Raw genomic sequence first — 17127 nt, forward strand, 5'->3', positions numbered from 1 at the left:
GAGGTCATTGCAGCAGGTAGATCACCGCGAACAGCGCGATCCACACCACGTCGACGAAGTGCCAGTAGTAGGACGTGACGATCGTGGTGGTGGCCTCGTGGTGACCGAAGCGCTTGGCGGCGAAGGAGCGGCCGAGCACGAACAGGAATGCGATCAGACCGCCGGTCACGTGCAGACCGTGGAAGCCGGTGGTCAGGTAGAAGACAGAGCCGTACGCGCTGGACGAGATCGTCAGGCCGTGTTCGACCAGCTCGGCGTACTCGAAGATCTGGCCGCCGATGAAGAACGCGCCCATCACGTAGGTCATCGTGAGCCACTCGTGCATGCCCCACGTCCAGAACTGGTACAGCTTCCCGGAGCGCGACGGCTTGAACTGCTCTGCCTTGAAGACCGCCCACTGGCAGGTGAAGGAGGACAGCACCAGGACGATCGTGTTGATCGTCGAGAAGGTGATGTTCAGCTTGTCCGCCTGCGCCGCCCACTCCTCGGCCGGCATGGTCTGCCGGACCGTGAAGTACATCGCGAAGAGCGCTGCGAAGAACATGAGCTCGCTCGCGAGCCAGACAATCGTCCCCACCGAGACCGGGTTCGGACGATTGACTGTTACGTGCTGGTGCGTGGGGTTGGCTGCAGCCGTTGCGGTCGACACGACAGCCATTATGGCCGACGTTGGAGCGTCCCGAACGCCGAAGCGGCGGCGACGCTCGCGTCGAATCTCACAAAGTCCTTCCAACGCCCTACCTGCGACGTCTCTTGCTGACGCGATTGAACAGAGTGCCATGAAAAGTGCACGGACAAATCTGCCGCCGGAGCGGGGACTGTGCCACGATCGACGCATGACCGGCATGACGACGGATGTGACCAGCGCAGGCGCGGACGGTGTGGCGACGTCGAGCCCTCGAGTCCTCCTGTACAGCGACGACCGCACGGTGCGTGAGCAGGTCCGACTCGCCGTCGGACCCCGCCTGCGCGCGGGTGCGCCCGACATCGAGTGGATCGAGGCCGCCACCCCCGCGGCGGTGGTGGACAAGGCCGACAACGAGACGTGGGACCTGCTCGTCCTCGACGGTGAGGCCGACCAGACCGGCGGCATGGGACTGTGCCGCCAGCTCAAGAACGAGATCTACGAGTGCCCGCCGGTACTCATCCTCACCGGCCGGCCCCAGGACACCTGGCTCGCTTCCTGGTCCCTGGCCGACGGCGTGGTGTCCCGCCCGCTCGACGCCATCAAGGTCCAGGAGGCAGTCGCGAAGCTCCTGGCAGGTTCGGCGTGAACCTCGAGGCACCCACCTGGTCCGGCCTGCTCGCCGGACTGATCACCGGGACCGACCTCAACCAGGACGAGGCCGCGTGGGCGATGGACCAGGTGATGACCGGCGAGGTCTCCCCCGTCCAGCTCGGCGGTTTCCTCGTGGCGCTGCGCGCCAAGGGTGAGACCGTCGACGAGCTCGCCGGCCTGACCGAGTCCATGGTCCGGCACGCGACCCGCATCGACGTGCCCGGGCCTTCGGTCGACATCGTTGGCACCGGCGGCGACCGCGCGCACACCGTGAACATCTCCACGATGGCGTCGGTGGTCATCGCGGGCGCGGGTCTGCGCGTCGTGAAGCACGGCAACCGGGCCGCGTCGTCGTCGTCGGGCAGCGCGGACGTGCTGGAGGAGCTGGGGATCCGGCTGGACCACCCGCCGGAGCGTGTCGCGCAGATCGCGCGCGAGGCAGGCATCACCTTCTGCTTCGCCGCGGCGTTCCACCCCTCGATGCGCCATGCGGGAGTGACCCGCCGGGAGCTGGGCGTGCCGACGGCCTTCAACTTCCTGGGCCCGCTCACCAACCCCGCCCAGCCCCGCGCTGCCGCCGTCGGCTGCGCCGACGCCCGGATGGCCCCGCTGATGGCCGGCGTCTTCGCGGAGCGCGGCAAGTCGGCGCTGGTGTTCCGTGGCGACGAGGGCCTGGACGAGCTCGCGGCCACCGCCGGTTCCACCGTGTGGGTGGTGGCCGACGGCGCGGTCACCGAGCACCGGCTCGATCCCGCGGCCGACCTGGGCCTCACGCGCATCAAGGTCGAGGACCTGCGCGGCCAGGACGCCGCCTACAACGCGGCGGTCGCTCGGGCGGTCCTCGCCGGCGAGAGCGGGCCGGTCCGCGAGACCGTGCTGCTGAACGCGGCGGCCGGCCTCGTCGCCGACGGCACGCTCCCCGGGACCGGTTCCGGGACGCTCGTCGAGCGTCTCGCCGCCGGGATCGACCTCGCGGCCCAGGCCGTCGACTCGGGCGCGGCGCAGGCCACGCTGGAACGCTGGGTCGCGGCAAGCCGCTGAGAGCGCTGAAGCGGGGCGGTATCGACGCAGGGCGGTATCGACAAAGAACTGGGGCCGGTGGTGCTGATCAGCACCACCGGCCCCAGTTCTATCTCTCCGCAGCTTCTAGTTCGGCGGAACGAGTCAGTGCGAGTGGATACCTCGCGAGTACTCGAACACCCAGCCCACCAGCGCGATCACTGACACGCAGAAGCCGATGTAGAACACCCACCAGCCCACGGCCAGGCCGAGGAAGCAGATCGCGGCGGATCCGGCGATCGCCAGTGGCCACCAGCTCCAGGGTGCGTAGACACCCTGGTCGCCGGCGGCGTCCTCGATGTTGCCGTTCGGGTCGTCCTCGGGACGGGCGTCGATACGTCGGGCCGTCAGGCCCAGGTACGCGCCGATCATCGCCACGAGGCCACCGACCAGCGGCATACCGAGGTAGCCGACCGGCTCGGTCCAGTCCGTCATGAAGCCGTAGACGACGCCGGCCAGGACGAAGAGGGGCGTGCCCCAGAGGAACAGCCTGGTCTCGATCTTCACTTGCTGGTCCCCTCGTCCGGCTCGTCCACGATCGTCGTACTACTCTGCTGCGACTTGTCGCTGTCGTCCGCGACGCGCTGCTGGGCCTGCTTCTCCTGACCGCGCCGGTCCGCCTCGCCGTAGATGTTCTCGAGCACCCCACGGTCGCGGTCGTAGTCCGGGTGCTCCATCGCGACGACCTCGGGGTGGTGCAGGTCGAACGCCGGGGACTCCGAACGGATACGCGGGAGCGAGGCGAAGTTGTGGCGCGGCGGCGGGCAGGACGTGGCCCACTCGAGCGAGCGGCCGTAGCCCCACGGGTCGTCGACCGTGACCATGGGTGCCTTGCGCCAGGTGATGTACACGTTCCACAGGAACGGCAGGGTCGACGCCGCGAGGATGAACGACCCGATCGTCGACACCTGGTTCTCCCAGGTGAAGCCCTCCTGGGGCATGTAGTCCGCGTAACGACGCGGCATGCCCTCGACACCCAGCCAGTGCTGGATGAGGAACGTGGTGTGGAAGCCGATGAACAGCAGCCAGAAGTGCAGCTTGCCCAGGCGCTCGCTCAGCATCCGACCGGTGAACTTGGGCCACCAGAAGTAGAAGCCCGCGAACATCGCGAACACGACGGTGCCGAACACCACGTAGTGGAAGTGCGCCACCACGAAGTACGAGTCGGACAGCTGGAAGTCGAGGGCGGGGCTCGACAGGATGATGCCCGTCAGACCACCGAAGAGGAACGTCACCAGGAAGCCGATCGACCAGAGCATCGGTGTCTCGAAGGTGAGCTTCCCTCGCCACATCGTGCCGATCCAGTTGAAGAACTTCACACCGGTCGGCACCGCGATCAACATCGTCATGAACGCGAAGAACGGCAGCATGACGGCGCCGGTCACGTACATGTGGTGCGCCCAGACCGTCACCGACAGCGCGGCGATCGCGATGGTCGCGTACACGAGGCCCGTGTAACCGAAGATCGGCTTGCGGCTGAAGACCGGGAGGATCTCGGAGACGATGCCGAAGAACGGCAGCGCGATGATGTACACCTCGGGGTGCCCGAAGAACCAGAACAGGTGCTGCCAGAGGATGGCACCGCCGTTCTCCGGGTTGAACACCTGCGCGCCGAGCCGGCGGTCCGCGCCGAGCGCGAACAGCGCCGCCGCCAGGGGCGGGAAGGCCATCAGCACGAGCAGGCTGGTGATCAGCGTGTTCCACGTGAAGATCGGCATCCGGAACATGGTCATGCCCGGTGCGCGCATCGTGATGATCGTGGTGATGAAGTTGACCGCACCGAGGATCGTTCCGAAACCTGCCAGTGCGAGGCCGAACACCCAGAGGTCACCACCGAGCCCTGGACTGTAGGTGGTGGTCGACAACGGCGCGTACGCGAACCAGCCGAAGGACGCGGCACCCTGCGGGGTCAGGAAGCCGGCCACCGTGATGAGACCGCCGAACAGGTACAGCCAGTAGGCGAACATGTTCAGGCGGGGGAACGCGACGTCGGGCGCGCCGATCTGGAGCGGCATGATCACGTTCGCGAAGCCGGCGAAGAGCGGCGTCGCGAACAGAAGCAGCATGACCGTGCCGTGCATCGTGAAGAGCTGGTTGTACTGCTCCTTGCTCTGCACGAGCTGGATGCCCGGTTCGAAGAGCTCCGCACGGATCAGCAGGGCCATCAGGCCGCCGATGCAGAAGAACAGGAACGACGAGATCAGGTACAGATACCCGATCGTCTTGTGATCAGTGGAGGTGATCCACTTGATGACGGTCCGGCCGAGCGTCTGACGTCCGGGCGCGAGGCCCGGGATCAGCTCGGTCGTGGTCGCTGCGGCCATCAGTGCCCAGCCTCCTCTTCCTCGATCGTCTCGATCGCGCCGGGCGTGCGGGCGAGGTCCATGCCGAGCTGGCCGGTCTGACCCTTCGCCGCCAGGTCCGCCAGGTGGGCTTCGTACTCCTCGGCGGACACGACCTTCACGTTGAAGAGCATGCCGGAGTGGAACTCACCGCAGAGCTCGGCGCACTTGCCGGCGTACGTGCCCTCACGGGTCGGCGTGACCTGGAACGTGTTGGTCCGCTGCGGGATCATGTCCTGCTTGTACAGGAACGCAGGGATCCAGAACGAGTGGATGACGTCGCGCGAGTCGAGCGTGAACTCCACCGTCTCGTTCACCGGCAGGTAGAGCGTCGGGAACGACGTCGACGTACCGATCGCCCCGTCGAGCTCGTCCTCGGCGGTGACGCTGCCGGGGTCCGCCTCGTGCTGGCCGGAGTCGTAGACATCGGCGTCGAGGTAGTTGAAGTCCCAGCTCCACTGCTTGCCGATGACCTGGATGTGCTCGGTCGCGGTGCCGTCGACGCGGTTGATCTCCGACACGTCGCGGTCGGTGTACCAGAACAGCACCAGGACCATGATCAGCGGCACGGCCGTGTACATCAGCTCGAGCGGCAGGTGGTAGCGCGTCTGGACCGGGAGCTGGTGGTCGTCCTTGCGCTTGCGGTACGCCGCGATGCACCAAAGGATCAGGCCCCACGTCACGATGCCCACCAACAGGGCAGCGATCCACGAGCCCACCCAAAGATCGGTGATGCGCGCAGTCTGGTTAGTCACCTCCCCGTCGCTGTAGCCGGGCAGGTATCCGCGCTGGACGGATTCGCTTGCGCAGCCGGTGGCCACAACTGCGACAGCGACGGCTAGAGCCGACGCACGCAGGATGGCCCGCCGGGTGCGGGTAGGTGACTTCGAGTGCAAGGGAGGCCTTTCACGTCTCGTCCGGCGCGTCGCACCGGTTTCCTCCCGAGCTCCACGCAGAACCTTCGTCCTCGATGGGATGCAGCCTAGCGCGCTCAGAGGCCTGATGATGCCCGGAAGGCGCCCTCGGCGACGTGACGCACTACGCACCTCGGGCACCCATCGAGGCTGTTCAGGACACGCACGCGAGTCGTGTCAGAACAATGGTGGCGGCGGGCCGGTCCGCGCAGGTGCGAGGATCGGATGGATGACACAGGAGCAGGAGGACGTGTGAGCCACGCCACCCCCGGCACCCCCGACCGGGTGCACCTCGACAACGGCGGGCGCGCCCCGTGGCACCCGCTCGCCCGGCAGGCGTTCGAGCAGGCGCTCGGCGACGGGTGGGCCGATCCGCGTCGCCTGCATGCCGAGGGCCGCCGCGCGGCCCGCCTGCTCGACGGCGCCCGTGAGGCCGTCGCCGCCGTGCTGGGCGCGCGGACCCAGGAGGTCCACTTCACGCCGGGCCACACCGCCTCGCTCCACATGGCCGTCGCGTCGGCCGCGGCCGGCCGGCGGAGGGCGGGCACCACCGTCGTCACCAGCGCGGTCGAGCGGGCCGCGGTGCTGCAGGCTGCCGCCCACACGGCAGCCGGTGGGAGCGTGCACCCGGCAGGCGCGCGCCCGACAGACGTGATCGTGCCTGCTGCCCGGCCCGGCCCTGTCCCGGTGGACCGGCTCGGACGCGTGGACGCCGACGCGATGATCGCCGCGGTCCAGGCGCCGGGTGTCGCCCTGGCCGCGCTGCAGCATGCGAACGGCGAGGTGGGCACGGTCCAGCCGGTCGACACCGTGCACGACGCCGCACGCGCGGCCGGCGTCCCGCTCCTGGTGGACGCCGGGGCGAGCGTCGGGCACGTGGCGGTTCCCGGGACCTGGGACCTCCTGGCCGCCGACCCCGCCGACTGGGGCGGGCCCGCCGGCGTCGGGGTGCTCGCCGTGCGGCAACGGGTCCGCACCACTCCGGTCGGACCGGAGGACGAGGACCCGTGGGCGCCGGGCGGGGTGAGCGTGCCGCTCGCCTTTGCCGCCGCCGTCGCGCTGCAGGCGGTCGAGGCCGACCGGGTCGAGCAGGAGGCCCGGCGCCGCGAGCTCGTGGACCGCGTGCGTGCACAGGTCGCGCGTATCCCGGACGTCGAGGTGGTGGGTGACCCGGAGGGGCGACTCCCCCACGTCGCGACCTTCTCGTTCCTCTACGTGGACGGCGAGGCGCTCGTGACCGAGCTGGACCGGCACGGGTTCGCGGTCGGGTCCGGCTCGGCGTGCACGTCGAGCACGCTGGAACCCTCGCACGTGCTCGCGGCGATGGGCGTGCTCACGCACGGCAACGTACGGATCGCACTGGACCGCACGACCACCGCCGACGAGGTCGACCGGTTCTGCGCCGTGCTGCCCGGAGCGGTGGCGCGGGTGCGGGAGATGCTCGGCGTGGGCGGCCTCTGATGCCCGGCACGCTGGTGGACGCCAGAGGGCTGCGCTGCCCGCTGCCCGTGATCCGGCTCGCGGCCGCCGCGAAAGGGCTGCCCGTCGGCGCGGAGCTGACCGTGCTGTCGACCGACCCCGCCGCGAAGCTCGACGTACCCGCGTGGTGCCGCATGCGCGGCCACGAGCATGTCTCGACCGTGGAGCACACCGGCGACTGGGACGGCTGGTCCGTCACGGTCCGCCTGGCCTGACCCGGACCTCACTGCCCCGGCCCGTCCGGCCTGCCCCGACCCGCCCGAACGAGAGGCGGGCCGGTCACCGTAAAGGTGACCGGCCCGCCGTCGTGCAACGTCTGTCGTGCAACGTCCTGTCGACGCAGAGCTCAGATCAGGAGAACGACCCGCCGCAGGCGCATGCGCTGCCCGCGTTCGGGTTGTCGATCGTGAAGCCCTGCTGCTCGATGGTGTCCTTGAAGTCGATCGTGGCGCCCTCGAGGTACGGCACGCTCATCTTGTCCACGACGACCTCGACGCCGTCGTAGTCGCGCAGCGCGTCCCCGTCGAGCACACGCTCGTCGAAGTACAGCTGGTAGATCAGCCCGGAACAGCCACCCGGCTGCACCGCGACGCGGAGGCGCAGGTCGTCGCGGCCCTCCTGCTCGAGCAGGCTACGGACCTTGCCCGCGGCGACGTCAGTGACGTTGACGCCGTGGGTTCCGATGTCCGTGGTCGTGTCGGTCATGTCATCTCCCGATCGTGTTCGACATACCGGTAGTCGATGTCTCAGCGGTGCCAACCCATCGGGCCGTCCGTCTGTTCCCGTTGCCGGCCTGTTGAAGAAGATCGTACGCCCACGGACCGGCCCGCCCCATCACCGGTCCGTGCTCAGCGCGCCCAGCCCGGCGTCCAGGTCCGAGCCACGCGGGCGACGTCGCCCTCTGCCGCCTCGTGCACCCCGCTGAGCCCGGCCGTGGACCACTCACGCCTGCTCACCTCGCTGCGGTCCGTGACCACGACGACGGGAACGGCGTGCGGTGCCGCGGCCGCGGCCGCCTCGACGACCACCCCGCGGTGCAGCCGGTCGCCGTCGAGCCGCGTGACATACGCCACGACGACGTCGGCCCGCGCGGCCGCCTCGGCGAGCGCCGCACCCTCCTCCCGTGGCAGGGCGGACGGCGCGGGGCCCGGCGCCGTGGGACCCGGGTGGGCGGGGCCCACGTCCTGCGGCCCGACGGACGCCGGAGGGCCCACGGGGATCGCAGCCCCCGCCAGGAGCACACCCCCGCCGCCCGCCGGGCCGGCCGGGCCGGCGAGTTGGCCGGGAGCGGTGGGTGCGCCGCCGTGGCCGGACCCTCCGTCGGAGGGTCCGGGGGAGCCCGGAACTCGCACCTCCCGGGCCTCGGTGTCGGCATGGGGCGCGGCGGCACGCCACGCGGAGGCGAGTCGCTCGGCGTCGGGCAGGGTCTCGGCAAGCAGCAGCACGTGCACGGGACGCATCGTGACACCCTCTTGTCTGCGTGTCATCACCGCGTGTCATCATGGTGACTGTGAGCACCCTGCTGGCTGAAAGCCCCGGCTTCTCCGAGCCCGCCCCCTCCCCGCTGCTGCTGCTCGGCCAGGGCCGTGACCTGGCCTCCGAGCGCGGCGTGGAGTGTACGGGCGAGCTGCCCGCCCCGAGCGACCCGAACCTGGTGGAACGGGCCCGCGCCGCGCGCGCCGCCCTGGGCAGCCGGGCGTTCGTGCTCGGGCACCACTACCAGCGCGACGAGGTGATCGACTTCGCCGACGTCACCGGCGACTCCTTCAAGCTCGCACGCGAGGCGGCTGCCCGCCCCGAGGCCGAGTTCATCCTGTTCTGCGGCGTGCACTTCATGGCCGAGAGCGCGGACATCCTCACCTCCGACCGGCAGCAGGTCGTGCTGCCCGACCTCGCGGCCGGCTGCTCCATGGCCGACATGGCGGCGATCGGCCAGGTCGAGGAGGCCTGGGCGGTGCTGCAGGACGTCGGCATCGCGGACTCGACGATCCCCGTCACGTACATGAACTCCTCGGCCGCGATCAAGGCTTTCACCGGGCGGCACGGGGGCACCGTGTGCACCTCGTCCAACGCCGAGGTCGCACTGCGCTGGGCGTTCGACCAGGTCGGTGGCATCGACGGCACCGGCAAGGTGCTGTTCCTGCCCGACCAGCACCTCGGCCGCAACACCGCGGTGCTCGAGCTGGCGATGTCGCTGGACGAGTGCGTCGTCTTCGACCCGCGCAAGCCGAACGGCGGGCTCACCGACCAGGAGCTGCGCGACGCCCGGATGATCCTGTGGCGCGGCCACTGCTCGGTGCACGGGCGCTTCTCGGAGAAGAACGTCTCCGACATCCGCGCGGCCGTCCCGGGCGTCAACGTGATGGTGCACCCGGAGTGCAAGCACGAGGTTGTCACGGCGGCCGACTACGTGGGTTCGACCGAGTACATCATCAAGCAGCTGGACGCGGCGGAGCCCGGGTCCTCGTGGGCGATCGGCACCGAGCTCAACCTGGTGCGCAGGGTCGCCAAGGCGCACCCCGACAAGAACGTGCACTATCTCGACTCGACGGTGTGCTTCTGCTCGACCATGAACCGCATCGACCTGCCCCACCTCGTGTGGGCGATGGAGTCGCTCGTGGAGGGACGCGTGGTGAACCAGATCGTCGTGGACGCCGACGACGCCCACTGGGCCCGCGTCGCGCTCGACCAGATGCTGGCCCTCCCGGGTATCTGACACGAGCTGAGCACATGACCGGCAACGGCGGGCTGCGGATCGGGATCTTCGTCTTCGACGGGGCGGAGGAGCTCGACGTCGTCGGGCCCTTCGAGGTCTTCGCCGAGTGGGGCTCCCACTCGCAGGAGCTGCGGCCGTCGGTGAGCACGTTCTCCTGGGACGGCTCCGGGGTGCGGCTCGCGAAAGGCCTGCGGATCCTGCCGGCGCACGGTGCGGACGACGTCGGGCCGCTGCACGTGCTGGTCTACCCGGGCGGCCTCGGAACCCGGCCGCTGCTCGCCCAGGCCGGGCACCTCGAGTGGCTGCGCCAGATCCGCAAGCAGACCCCGATCATGGCCAGCGTCTGCACGGGCGCCCTGTCGTTCGCGGCCGCGGGCCTCCTGGCGGGGCGTCCGGCGACCACGCACCACAGCCACTACGACGAGCTCGCCGAGATGGATCCGAGCGTCCTGATAGACACCGAGGCGCGGTTCGTGGACGACGGCGACGTGGTCACCTCGGCAGGTGTCTCGTCGGGGATCGACATGGCGCTCCACCTGGTCGAGCGGCTCGAGTCGGCGGACATCGCCCGCGCGGTGCGCAACGAGATCCAGCACCCGCCCGCCGAACCGACAGGTATCTGATACCTCCGGTTCTCGGTATAACCTTCGACGCATGGCTCGCATGTTCCAGCTCACCTGGACCGGACTGTTCCCCCGCAAGGCCCGCCCTGGGCAGAACCTGCTCGACCCGTCCGTCACCAGGATGCGCGTCGGCCTCCTGGACCTCGACTCCAACCTGCACGTCAACAACGGCACGTACCTGCAGATGATGGACGTGGCCCGGAACAACCAGATCGCCGACCTCGGCATGTTCCCGGTCGCGCGCCAGAAGGGGTGGGCGCCGGTCGTCGCGGCGTCGACCATGAAGTACCGCCGGTCTCTGCGGCCGTTCGACCGGTTCGAGATCACCACGCGGATCATCGGCTGGGACGAGCGCGTGTTCTACCTGGAGCAGGTGTTCACGCGCGGCGGCCAGCTCTGTGCCCGCGGCATCGTGGCCAGCCGGTTCCTGGACCGCAAGGGCAACCGGATCTCGGCGTTCGACGTCGTGCGGGACGTCATGGGTGAGGACCTGCCCTCCCCCGAGCTCCCCGCGGACGTGGCGGCCTGGGCTCGCGCGCTGGACGTCGCACCGCGCGAGCCCGCCACCAGGAGCTAGAGCCCTTCGCCGACCTTCGTCAGCAGCAGGGCCTCCGCCAGGACGACCTTCTGGAGCTCACCCAGGTGCACCGACTCGTTCGCGCCGTGCGCCCGCGAGTCCGGGTCCTCGACCCCTGTCACGAGGATCGCGGCGTCCGGGAAGACCTCCAGCAGGTCCGCGATGAACGGGATCGACCCGCCCACGCCGACGTCGACCGGTGCGGTGCCCCACGCCTCGGTGAACGCGGCGCGCGCCGCACGCATCGCCGCCGTGTCACCGGAGGCGAGGAACGGCTTGCCCTGCTCGCCGGAGCGCCACGTGACCTGCGCGCCGAACGGGGCGTGCTTCGCGACGTGGGCGGCCAGCGCCTCGTCAGCCGCCGCCGGGTCCTGCCCCGGTGCGAGCCGCAGCGACACCTTCGCGGTGCAGCTCGGCGCGATCGTGTTCGACGCCTCCGCCACCGAGGTCACGTCCATGCCGATCACGGACAGCGCGGGCTTGGCCCACAGCCGGCCGGAGACCGTGCCGGTGCCGGCCAGCGACACCCCGTCGAGCAGCGAGGAGTCCGCGCGGAAGGCGGCCTCGTCGTAGTCGACCTCCGGCTCGGGCGCGGCGACCAGGCCCTCGATCGCCACGTCGCCCGCCTCGTCGTGGAACGTCGCGACCAGCCGGGACATCAGGGTCACGGCGTCCAGCACCGCTCCGCCGAACATGCCCGAGTGCACCGCGTGCTCCAGTACCTTCAGCTCGACCACACCGTCGACCAGGCCACGTAGCGACGTCGTGAGGGCAGGGACACCCACCTTCCAGTTCGTCGAGTCGGCGACGACGATGACGTCGGCCGCCAGCAGGTCCCGGTGGGCCTCCAGGAACGCGCGGAACGACGGCGAGCCCGACTCCTCCTCACCCTCGAGGAAGACCGTGACACCCACGGGCAGGTCCGCCCCGTCCGGCAGACCTAGGGCGCGCAGGGCACCCAGGTGCGCGACGATGCCCGCCTTGTCGTCGGCGGCGCCCCGGCCGAAGAGGCGCTCGCCCACCTGCGTGGGCTCGAACGGGTCGGTGTCCCAGGTAGCAGGATCACCCGGCGGCTGCACGTCGTGGTGCGCGTAGAGGAGCACGGTCGGCGCGCCCTCGGGCGCCGGCCTGCGCGCGACGACGGCGGGCGCGCCCTGCGTGCCGTCGGGACGCGGTGCGGACAGGATCTGGACGTCAGGCAGGCCCGCGTCCCGCAGCAGCTGTTCCGTGGCGGCGGCGCTCGCGGCGACGTGCGCCTGGTCGAACGCGGCGGCCGAGACGCTCGGGACGCGCACGAGCGCCTCGAGATCGGCCTGCAGGGCGGGGAACAGCTCGGCGACGCGGGCGCGGAGGGCCGCGGTTGTATCAGAAGTCACCGCCCCACGTTAACGGCTCGCAGCGGGGCACTGCTGCGACCGATTAGGCTGGGGAGGTGTTCTCCCGCAGCAAGACTCCGACACCCGACGGCGTGACCCCCGTGGGCGACTCCCCCGACGAGGCGACGCCCCCGTCCGCGACGACGCCGAACAGCGCCCCCAAGAAGGGGCGTCCCACCCCCAAGCGCAACGTCGCGCAGGCCGCGAACAAGCGTCCGCTGGTCCCGGACGACCGCAAGGCCGCCCGGAAGGCGCAGCGCGAGAAGTCGCGCATCGACCGCGAGCGCGCCTACCAGGCGATGCAGACCGGCGACGAGCGCTACATGCCGGCCAAGGACAAGGGCCCGGTGCGCCGCTACGTCCGTGACTTCGTGGACGCCCGCTGGAACCTCGGTGAGTTCTTCCTGCCGGTCGCGTTCATCTTCCTGTTCGCGACGTTCTTCACCTCCCAGTACCCGGAGCTCAGCATCGTCGTGATGCTCGGCCTCTACGGGTTCCTGTTCCTGACGATCATCGACGCGTGGCTCCTGTGGCGGTCGCTGAAGAAGCGCCTGACCGCGAAGTTCGGCGAGGTGCAGCGCGGTCTCCTCATGTACACGATCACGCGCGCCTACCAGCTGCGCCGGTCGCGTCTGCCGAAGCCGATGAGCAAGAAGCGCGGCAACTACCCGGAGTAGCTCCGGCTTCCCGAGCGGGCACCGGCAGGACGCCCGGCTCCAGGGGTGGCACCACGAATTCGAGCGCTTCTTCGGCATACCCTCGAGGGTCTTCGCCGGGTCGCGGACGATCACGCCGTCCAGGGCCTCGTCGATCTGCTTCATCAGCTCGGCGGGGATGGTCACACCCGACGCCTTGACGTTCTCGGCGACCTGCTCCGGACGCGACGCACCCACGAGCGCCGCGGCCACGTTGTCGTTCTGCAGCACCCACGCGACGGCGAGCTGCGCCATCGACAGGTCCAGCTCGGCAGCCACCGGCTTGAGGTTCTGCACGGCGGTCAGCGTCTCGTCGTTCATGAAGCGGCTGATCGTCTGCGCACCGCCCTTCTCGTCCGTGGCGCGCGAGCCGGCGGGGGCCGGCTGCCCGGGCAGGTACTTGCCCGAGAGCACGCCCTGCGCCATGGGCGACCACACGATCTGGGAGACGCCGGCATCCTTCGAGGCGGGAACCACCTCGTCCTCGATGACGCGCCACAGCATCGAGTACTGGGGCTGCGAGGAGATCAGCTGGAAGCCGAGCTGCTTGGCCAGCGCTGCGCCCTCGCGGATCTGGTCGGCGGTCCACTCCGAGACGCCGATGTAGAGCGCCTTGCCCTGGCGCACGATGTCGGCGAAGGCCTGCATCGTCTCCTCGAGCGGGGTCTCCACGTCGAAGCGGTGCGCCTGGTACAGGTCGACGTAGTCGGTGCCGAGGCGGGTGAGGGAGCCGTTGATGGACTCCATGATGTGCTTGCGCGAGAGGCCCGTGTCGTTGGGACCCTTGGGTCCGGTGGGCCAGTACACCTTCGTGAAGATCTCGAGGGACTCGCGGCGCTCGCCCTTCAGCGCGTCGCCGAGAACCTGCTCCGCCGCCGTGTTCGCGTACGCGTCAGCGGTGTCGAAGGTGGTGATGCCGGCGTCGAGCGCGGCGCGGACACATGCCGAGGCGACGTCGTTCTCCACCTGCGAGGCGTGCGTGAGCCAGTTGCCGTAGGTGATCTCCGAGATCTTGAGACCACTGTTACCGAGGTACCGATAGTTGACCATGGCTTCACCCTACGACGAAGATCGAATCGAATCGGCGCACCCCGGCGACCGGTCAATAGCGCCTCGACGGCACCTCAGCGATGCCCCGCCAGGCCCGACGGCGCGAGCCACCGTGCGGCGACCTGCACCACCGGACCGACGGTGAAGGCGAACACGACGGTCGCCCACCCGAACGTCCCGCCGAGGAGCACACCGAGCACCACCACGCTGACCTCGATGGCCGTCTTGACCAGCCAGACCGGCCAGCCGGTGACGTGCACGAGCCCGGTCATCAGACCGTCCCGTGGTCCCGGACCCAGCCGTGCGCCCACATAGGCGGCGGTGCTCACCCCGAGGAGCACGATCCCGCCCAGGGCCAGGCCGATCCCGGCGAGCAGACCCGGGTCGGGGAGCAGCCGCTCCAGGACCCACAGGGTCGGGTCGATCACCAGGCTGATCACGATGATGTTGGAGACCGTCCCGATGCCCGGCTTCTGGCGGAGCGGGATCCACGCGAGCATCACGAGCAGCCCGACCCCGAACACGACCCACCCGTAGGCCAGGCCCGTGCGGTCCACGATGCCCTGGTCCAGCACCGCCCACGGCATCGCGCCCTGGCCCGAGTGCAGCATCATCGCTGTCGCGACGCCGAATCCCACGAGTCCCAGCGCGAGCTGTGCGACGCGGCGTGGGAGGGACATGAGGACGGGTGCGGGGCCCTGGATGGTCGGGGCGGCAGCCGTCGCGGCGAGCGGGGGGATGTTGTCGGACGGGCGGGCGGTGGACGTGGTCATGCATCCATGGTGCGGGAGGATTGGCCTTGTCATCCAGGGCCAATCGGAGAAGAGTGGACCCATGCCCACCGCGACCCCGACCGTGCTCCGCCAACTCTCCCCCGCGAGCACCGCCCGACTCCTCGGCACGTGGCACGCGGGCGGACCCGCCTACGTGGCACTCGCGGACGCCCTGCGGGCAGCGGTCCTGTCGGGAAAGGTCGCCCCGCACACCCGCCTGCCCAGCGAGCGTGAGCTCGCGGCGATCCTGAAGGTGTCGCGCACCACCACGTCCGGCGCGTACGCGCGGCTGCGCGAGCTCGGGTTCGCGGTGAGCCGGGTCGGGTCGGGCACCGTCACCGCGCTGCCCCGGCGCTCCGCCGGACCTGTTCCAGGCCGACCGGCCGGTGGCGATGCGCCGGTGGCCGGCGAGGCCCTGCGCGGCGCCGTCCGCACGGTGGCCCCCTCCGGCGTCGGGCACATGGACCTGTTGCAGGCGACGCCGCCGGCGCCGCCCGAGCTGCACGAGGCCTTCACCCGAGCGCTGGAAGGGCTGCCCGCCTATCTCGACTCGGGCGGCTACGAGCCGTACGGCCTCGCCCCGTTGCGTGAGGCCGTCGCCGCGCGCTACCGCGAGCGCGGTGTGCCGACCACGGCCGACGAGATCCTCGTGACGACCGGCGCCCAGCAGGCGATCGCCCTGCTCGCGCACGCCTACCTGAGCCCGGGCGACCGCGCGGTCGTGGAGTCCCCCACCTACTTCCATGCCATGGAAGCGATGCGTAACGCCGGCGGCCGCGTGGTGGGCGTACCGACCGGACCGCTGGACGTCGACATGCTCGCCTCGACCGTCCGCCGTGCCCGGCCGCGGCTCGTGTACCTCGTCCCGGACTACCATAACCCGACCGGTTCCGTGCTGTCCGCCGACGAGCGCGCGGCGGTCCGGGAGATCGCCGACCGGCACGGCGTCACCGTCGTGGGTGACGAGACGCTCGTCGAGCTCGGGCTGTCCGACGACGAGACGCCGCCCCCGTTCGCCGGGGACGGCTCGTCACCGCACGTGGTGTCGGTGGGGTCGGCCTCCAAGTCGTTCTGGGGCGGTCTGCGCGTCGGCTGGGTCCGGGCACACCCGCAGGTGATCGCCCAGCTCGCCCGTGCGCGGCAGTCCGCGGACATCGCGACGGCGGTGCTGGAGCAGCTGGCCGTGACGGATCTGCTCGGGCGGCGCGCCGACGTGATGGTCGGCAGGCGCCGCATGCTGCGCGAGCGCCGCGACCTGCTCGTCGGCATGCTCCGCGAGGCATTCCCGTGGGACGTGCCCACGCCGCCGGGCGGGCTGTTCTGCTGGGTCGACCTCGGCCTTCCGGTCGCCCAGGCCTTCGCGGCCGCGGCAGCGGCGGAGGGCGCCCTCGTCGCCGCCGGCCCGCTGTTCACCCCGGACAACGCCGGCGCCGCCGCGCACGTGCGGCTCACCTACACGCGGTCACCCGCGGAGCTGCGGGACGCAGTACCGCGCATGGTCCGGGCGTGGGCACGCGTGGCAGGCCGTCAGCGTTCCGCCAGCTCCCGGAGGTAGGCACCCAGCATCCGCTTCACCTCGGTGATGATCACCGGTCGCTCGTCCGCGTCGGCCGTGGTGACCGAGGGCATCGCCGCCTGGACGACCTGGATCATCAGCTGCCCGGCCAGGTTCAGCTCCACGAGCGACCGCTCCGGGAAACGGGTCTTGAGCAGGCTGATCACGCGACCCAGCAGCGCGTCGTGGATGGGCCGGGTGGCCGCCGCCAGGCCCGGCGGCATGTCGGGCCTGGCATGCAGCGCCTTGAAACCGGGGTTGGCCAGGTTGAAAGCAAGGATCGGGTCGATCACGCGGTCGATCGTCTCGCCGGGAGTCAGGTTCGTGACGTCGGTGAGGTCGAACGCCGCCTCGTGCGCCGCACGCAGGCCGGCCGCGTAGGTGGTCGCCAGCTCCGCGGCGATCTCGTCCTTGTTCCGAAAGTACTGGTACAGCGAGCCGGGCGAGATCCCGGCCTCCGCCGCTATCGCGTTGGTCGTCGTCTTCTCGTAGCCCTGCGCCGCCAGGACCCGGGCCGCGGCGGCGAGGATCTCGGCGATCCGTCGCTCGCCCCGCGCCTGCCGCTTTCGCGGGGCAGTGCGCTCCGCCGTGGTGCCATCAGCAGCCTCGGCCTCCAGCTGATCTTCCATCCGCCCACCTTACTGTTGACAAACACGAGCGATCACTCGCATTCTTTACGCGAGTCATTG

Annotated in this window: 18 protein-coding genes and 1 pseudogene; 9 read left to right on the forward strand and 10 right to left on the reverse strand. The window is 70.4% G+C overall.

Going from position 1 to position 17127, the window contains the following annotated elements:
• Nucleotides 1-4: 4 nt before the first annotated feature.
• Nucleotides 5-658 carry a cytochrome c oxidase subunit 3 gene (locus LUU90_RS02380; RefSeq protein WP_275001639.1) on the reverse strand — a complete coding sequence of 218 codons (654 nt, stop codon included), beginning with the start codon at nucleotides 656-658 and terminating at the stop codon, nucleotides 5-7.
• Nucleotides 659-836: 178 nt separating this feature from the next.
• On the opposite strand from LUU90_RS02380, the gene LUU90_RS02385 reads away from it, so the two are divergent.
• Both LUU90_RS02385 and trpD read left to right on the forward strand, forming a co-directional pair.
• Complete coding sequence (locus LUU90_RS02385) at nucleotides 837-1274, forward strand: hypothetical protein (RefSeq protein ID WP_275001641.1); 438 nt, start codon at nucleotides 837-839, stop codon at nucleotides 1272-1274.
• Nucleotides 1271-2320 carry an anthranilate phosphoribosyltransferase gene (trpD, locus tag LUU90_RS02390; RefSeq protein WP_275001642.1) on the forward strand — a complete coding sequence of 350 codons (1050 nt, stop codon included), beginning with the start codon at nucleotides 1271-1273 and terminating at the stop codon, nucleotides 2318-2320. The genes LUU90_RS02385 and trpD overlap by 4 nt, the downstream gene beginning before the upstream one ends.
• A 123-nt stretch (nucleotides 2321-2443) precedes the next feature.
• On the opposite strand, the gene LUU90_RS02395 is transcribed toward trpD, so the two are convergent.
• Genes LUU90_RS02395 through coxB form a run of 3 tightly spaced genes read right to left on the reverse strand, consistent with a single transcriptional unit; the run spans nucleotide 2444 to nucleotide 5576 of the window.
• Nucleotides 2444-2845 (reverse strand): cytochrome c oxidase subunit 4, encoded by a 402-nt coding sequence (locus LUU90_RS02395; RefSeq protein ID WP_275001643.1) that lies wholly within the window; start codon nucleotides 2843-2845, stop codon nucleotides 2444-2446.
• A complete protein-coding gene (ctaD, locus tag LUU90_RS02400) occupies nucleotides 2842-4662 on the reverse strand; it encodes a cytochrome c oxidase subunit I (RefSeq protein WP_275001644.1) in 1821 nt (606 codons plus the stop codon). The genes LUU90_RS02395 and ctaD overlap by 4 nt, the downstream gene beginning before the upstream one ends.
• Nucleotides 4662-5576, reverse strand: coding sequence for a cytochrome c oxidase subunit II (gene coxB / locus LUU90_RS02405; protein ID WP_275001645.1), 915 nt, complete (start codon nucleotides 5574-5576; stop codon nucleotides 4662-4664). The genes ctaD and coxB overlap by 1 nt, the downstream gene beginning before the upstream one ends.
• A 270-nt stretch (nucleotides 5577-5846) precedes the next feature.
• Between coxB and LUU90_RS02410 the strand changes: the two genes are divergently transcribed.
• Both LUU90_RS02410 and LUU90_RS02415 read left to right on the forward strand, forming a co-directional pair.
• Entirely contained in the window at nucleotides 5847-7055 is a 1209-nt protein-coding gene (locus LUU90_RS02410; RefSeq protein WP_275001646.1) for a cysteine desulfurase family protein, read from the forward strand.
• Complete coding sequence (locus tag LUU90_RS02415) at nucleotides 7055-7288, forward strand: sulfurtransferase TusA family protein (RefSeq protein WP_275001647.1); 234 nt, start codon at nucleotides 7055-7057, stop codon at nucleotides 7286-7288. The genes LUU90_RS02410 and LUU90_RS02415 overlap by 1 nt, the downstream gene beginning before the upstream one ends.
• A gap of 136 nt (nucleotides 7289-7424) precedes the next feature.
• Here the strand turns inward: LUU90_RS02415 and erpA are convergent, their stop codons facing one another.
• Both erpA and LUU90_RS02425 read right to left on the reverse strand, forming a co-directional pair.
• The gene (gene erpA / locus LUU90_RS02420; RefSeq protein WP_108495706.1) at nucleotides 7425-7778 is read right to left on the reverse strand and encodes an iron-sulfur cluster insertion protein ErpA; all 354 of its coding nucleotides are present in this window, start codon (nucleotides 7776-7778) and stop codon (nucleotides 7425-7427) included.
• A 143-nt stretch (nucleotides 7779-7921) separates the two neighbouring features.
• Nucleotides 7922-8560, reverse strand: a complete 639-nt coding sequence (locus tag LUU90_RS02425; protein ID WP_275001649.1) for a hypothetical protein — start codon at nucleotides 8558-8560, stop codon at nucleotides 7922-7924.
• 14 nt (nucleotides 8561-8574) lie between these two features.
• Here LUU90_RS02425 and nadA point away from each other — a divergent pair, with 14 nt between their 5' ends.
• The 3 genes from nadA to LUU90_RS02440 are packed head-to-tail and all read left to right on the forward strand — an operon-like array spanning nucleotide 8575 to nucleotide 10989.
• Nucleotides 8575-9789, forward strand: coding sequence for a quinolinate synthase NadA (gene nadA, locus LUU90_RS02430; protein WP_275001650.1), 1215 nt, complete (start codon nucleotides 8575-8577; stop codon nucleotides 9787-9789).
• Between the two features lie 14 nt (nucleotides 9790-9803).
• Nucleotides 9804-10412, forward strand: a complete 609-nt coding sequence (locus LUU90_RS02435) for a DJ-1/PfpI family protein (protein ID WP_275001651.1) — start codon at nucleotides 9804-9806, stop codon at nucleotides 10410-10412.
• A gap of 31 nt (nucleotides 10413-10443) precedes the next feature.
• A complete protein-coding gene (locus LUU90_RS02440; RefSeq protein ID WP_425596162.1) occupies nucleotides 10444-10989 on the forward strand; it encodes an acyl-CoA thioesterase in 546 nt (181 codons plus the stop codon).
• Here the strand turns inward: LUU90_RS02440 and LUU90_RS02445 are convergent.
• On the reverse strand, nucleotides 10986-12365 hold the full coding sequence (locus LUU90_RS02445; RefSeq protein WP_275001653.1) for a dipeptidase: 1380 nt from the start codon (nucleotides 12363-12365) through the stop codon (nucleotides 10986-10988). The genes LUU90_RS02440 and LUU90_RS02445 overlap by 4 nt on opposite strands.
• A 101-nt stretch (nucleotides 12366-12466) precedes the next feature.
• On the opposite strand from LUU90_RS02445, the gene LUU90_RS02450 reads away from it, so the two are divergent.
• Entirely contained in the window at nucleotides 12467-13042 is a 576-nt protein-coding gene (locus tag LUU90_RS02450) for a DUF3043 domain-containing protein (protein ID WP_275001758.1), read from the forward strand.
• Nucleotides 13043-13105: 63 nt separating this feature from the next.
• On the opposite strand, the pseudogene LUU90_RS02455 reads toward LUU90_RS02450, so the two are convergent.
• Nucleotides 13106-14110, reverse strand: a pseudogene (locus LUU90_RS02455) (aldo/keto reductase family protein); the annotation flags it as partial.
• A 74-nt stretch (nucleotides 14111-14184) separates the two neighbouring features.
• A complete protein-coding gene (locus tag LUU90_RS02460; RefSeq protein ID WP_275001654.1) occupies nucleotides 14185-14883 on the reverse strand; it encodes a YczE/YyaS/YitT family protein in 699 nt (232 codons plus the stop codon).
• A 61-nt stretch (nucleotides 14884-14944) separates the two neighbouring features.
• Between LUU90_RS02460 and LUU90_RS02465 the strand changes: the two genes are divergently transcribed.
• Nucleotides 14945-16438 (forward strand): PLP-dependent aminotransferase family protein, encoded by a 1494-nt coding sequence (locus LUU90_RS02465; RefSeq protein WP_275001655.1) that lies wholly within the window; start codon nucleotides 14945-14947, stop codon nucleotides 16436-16438.
• On the opposite strand, the gene LUU90_RS02470 is transcribed toward LUU90_RS02465, so the two are convergent.
• Nucleotides 16411-17067, reverse strand: a complete 657-nt coding sequence (locus LUU90_RS02470; protein WP_275001657.1) for a TetR/AcrR family transcriptional regulator — start codon at nucleotides 17065-17067, stop codon at nucleotides 16411-16413. The two genes, LUU90_RS02465 and LUU90_RS02470, sit on opposite strands and share 28 nt — an antisense overlap.
• Between the last annotated feature and the right edge of the window lie 60 nt (nucleotides 17068-17127).

It is taken from the genome of Promicromonospora iranensis (assembly GCF_028994775.1).
In the GTDB taxonomy this organism is placed as follows: Bacteria; Actinomycetota; Actinomycetes; order Actinomycetales; family Cellulomonadaceae; genus Promicromonospora; species Promicromonospora iranensis_A.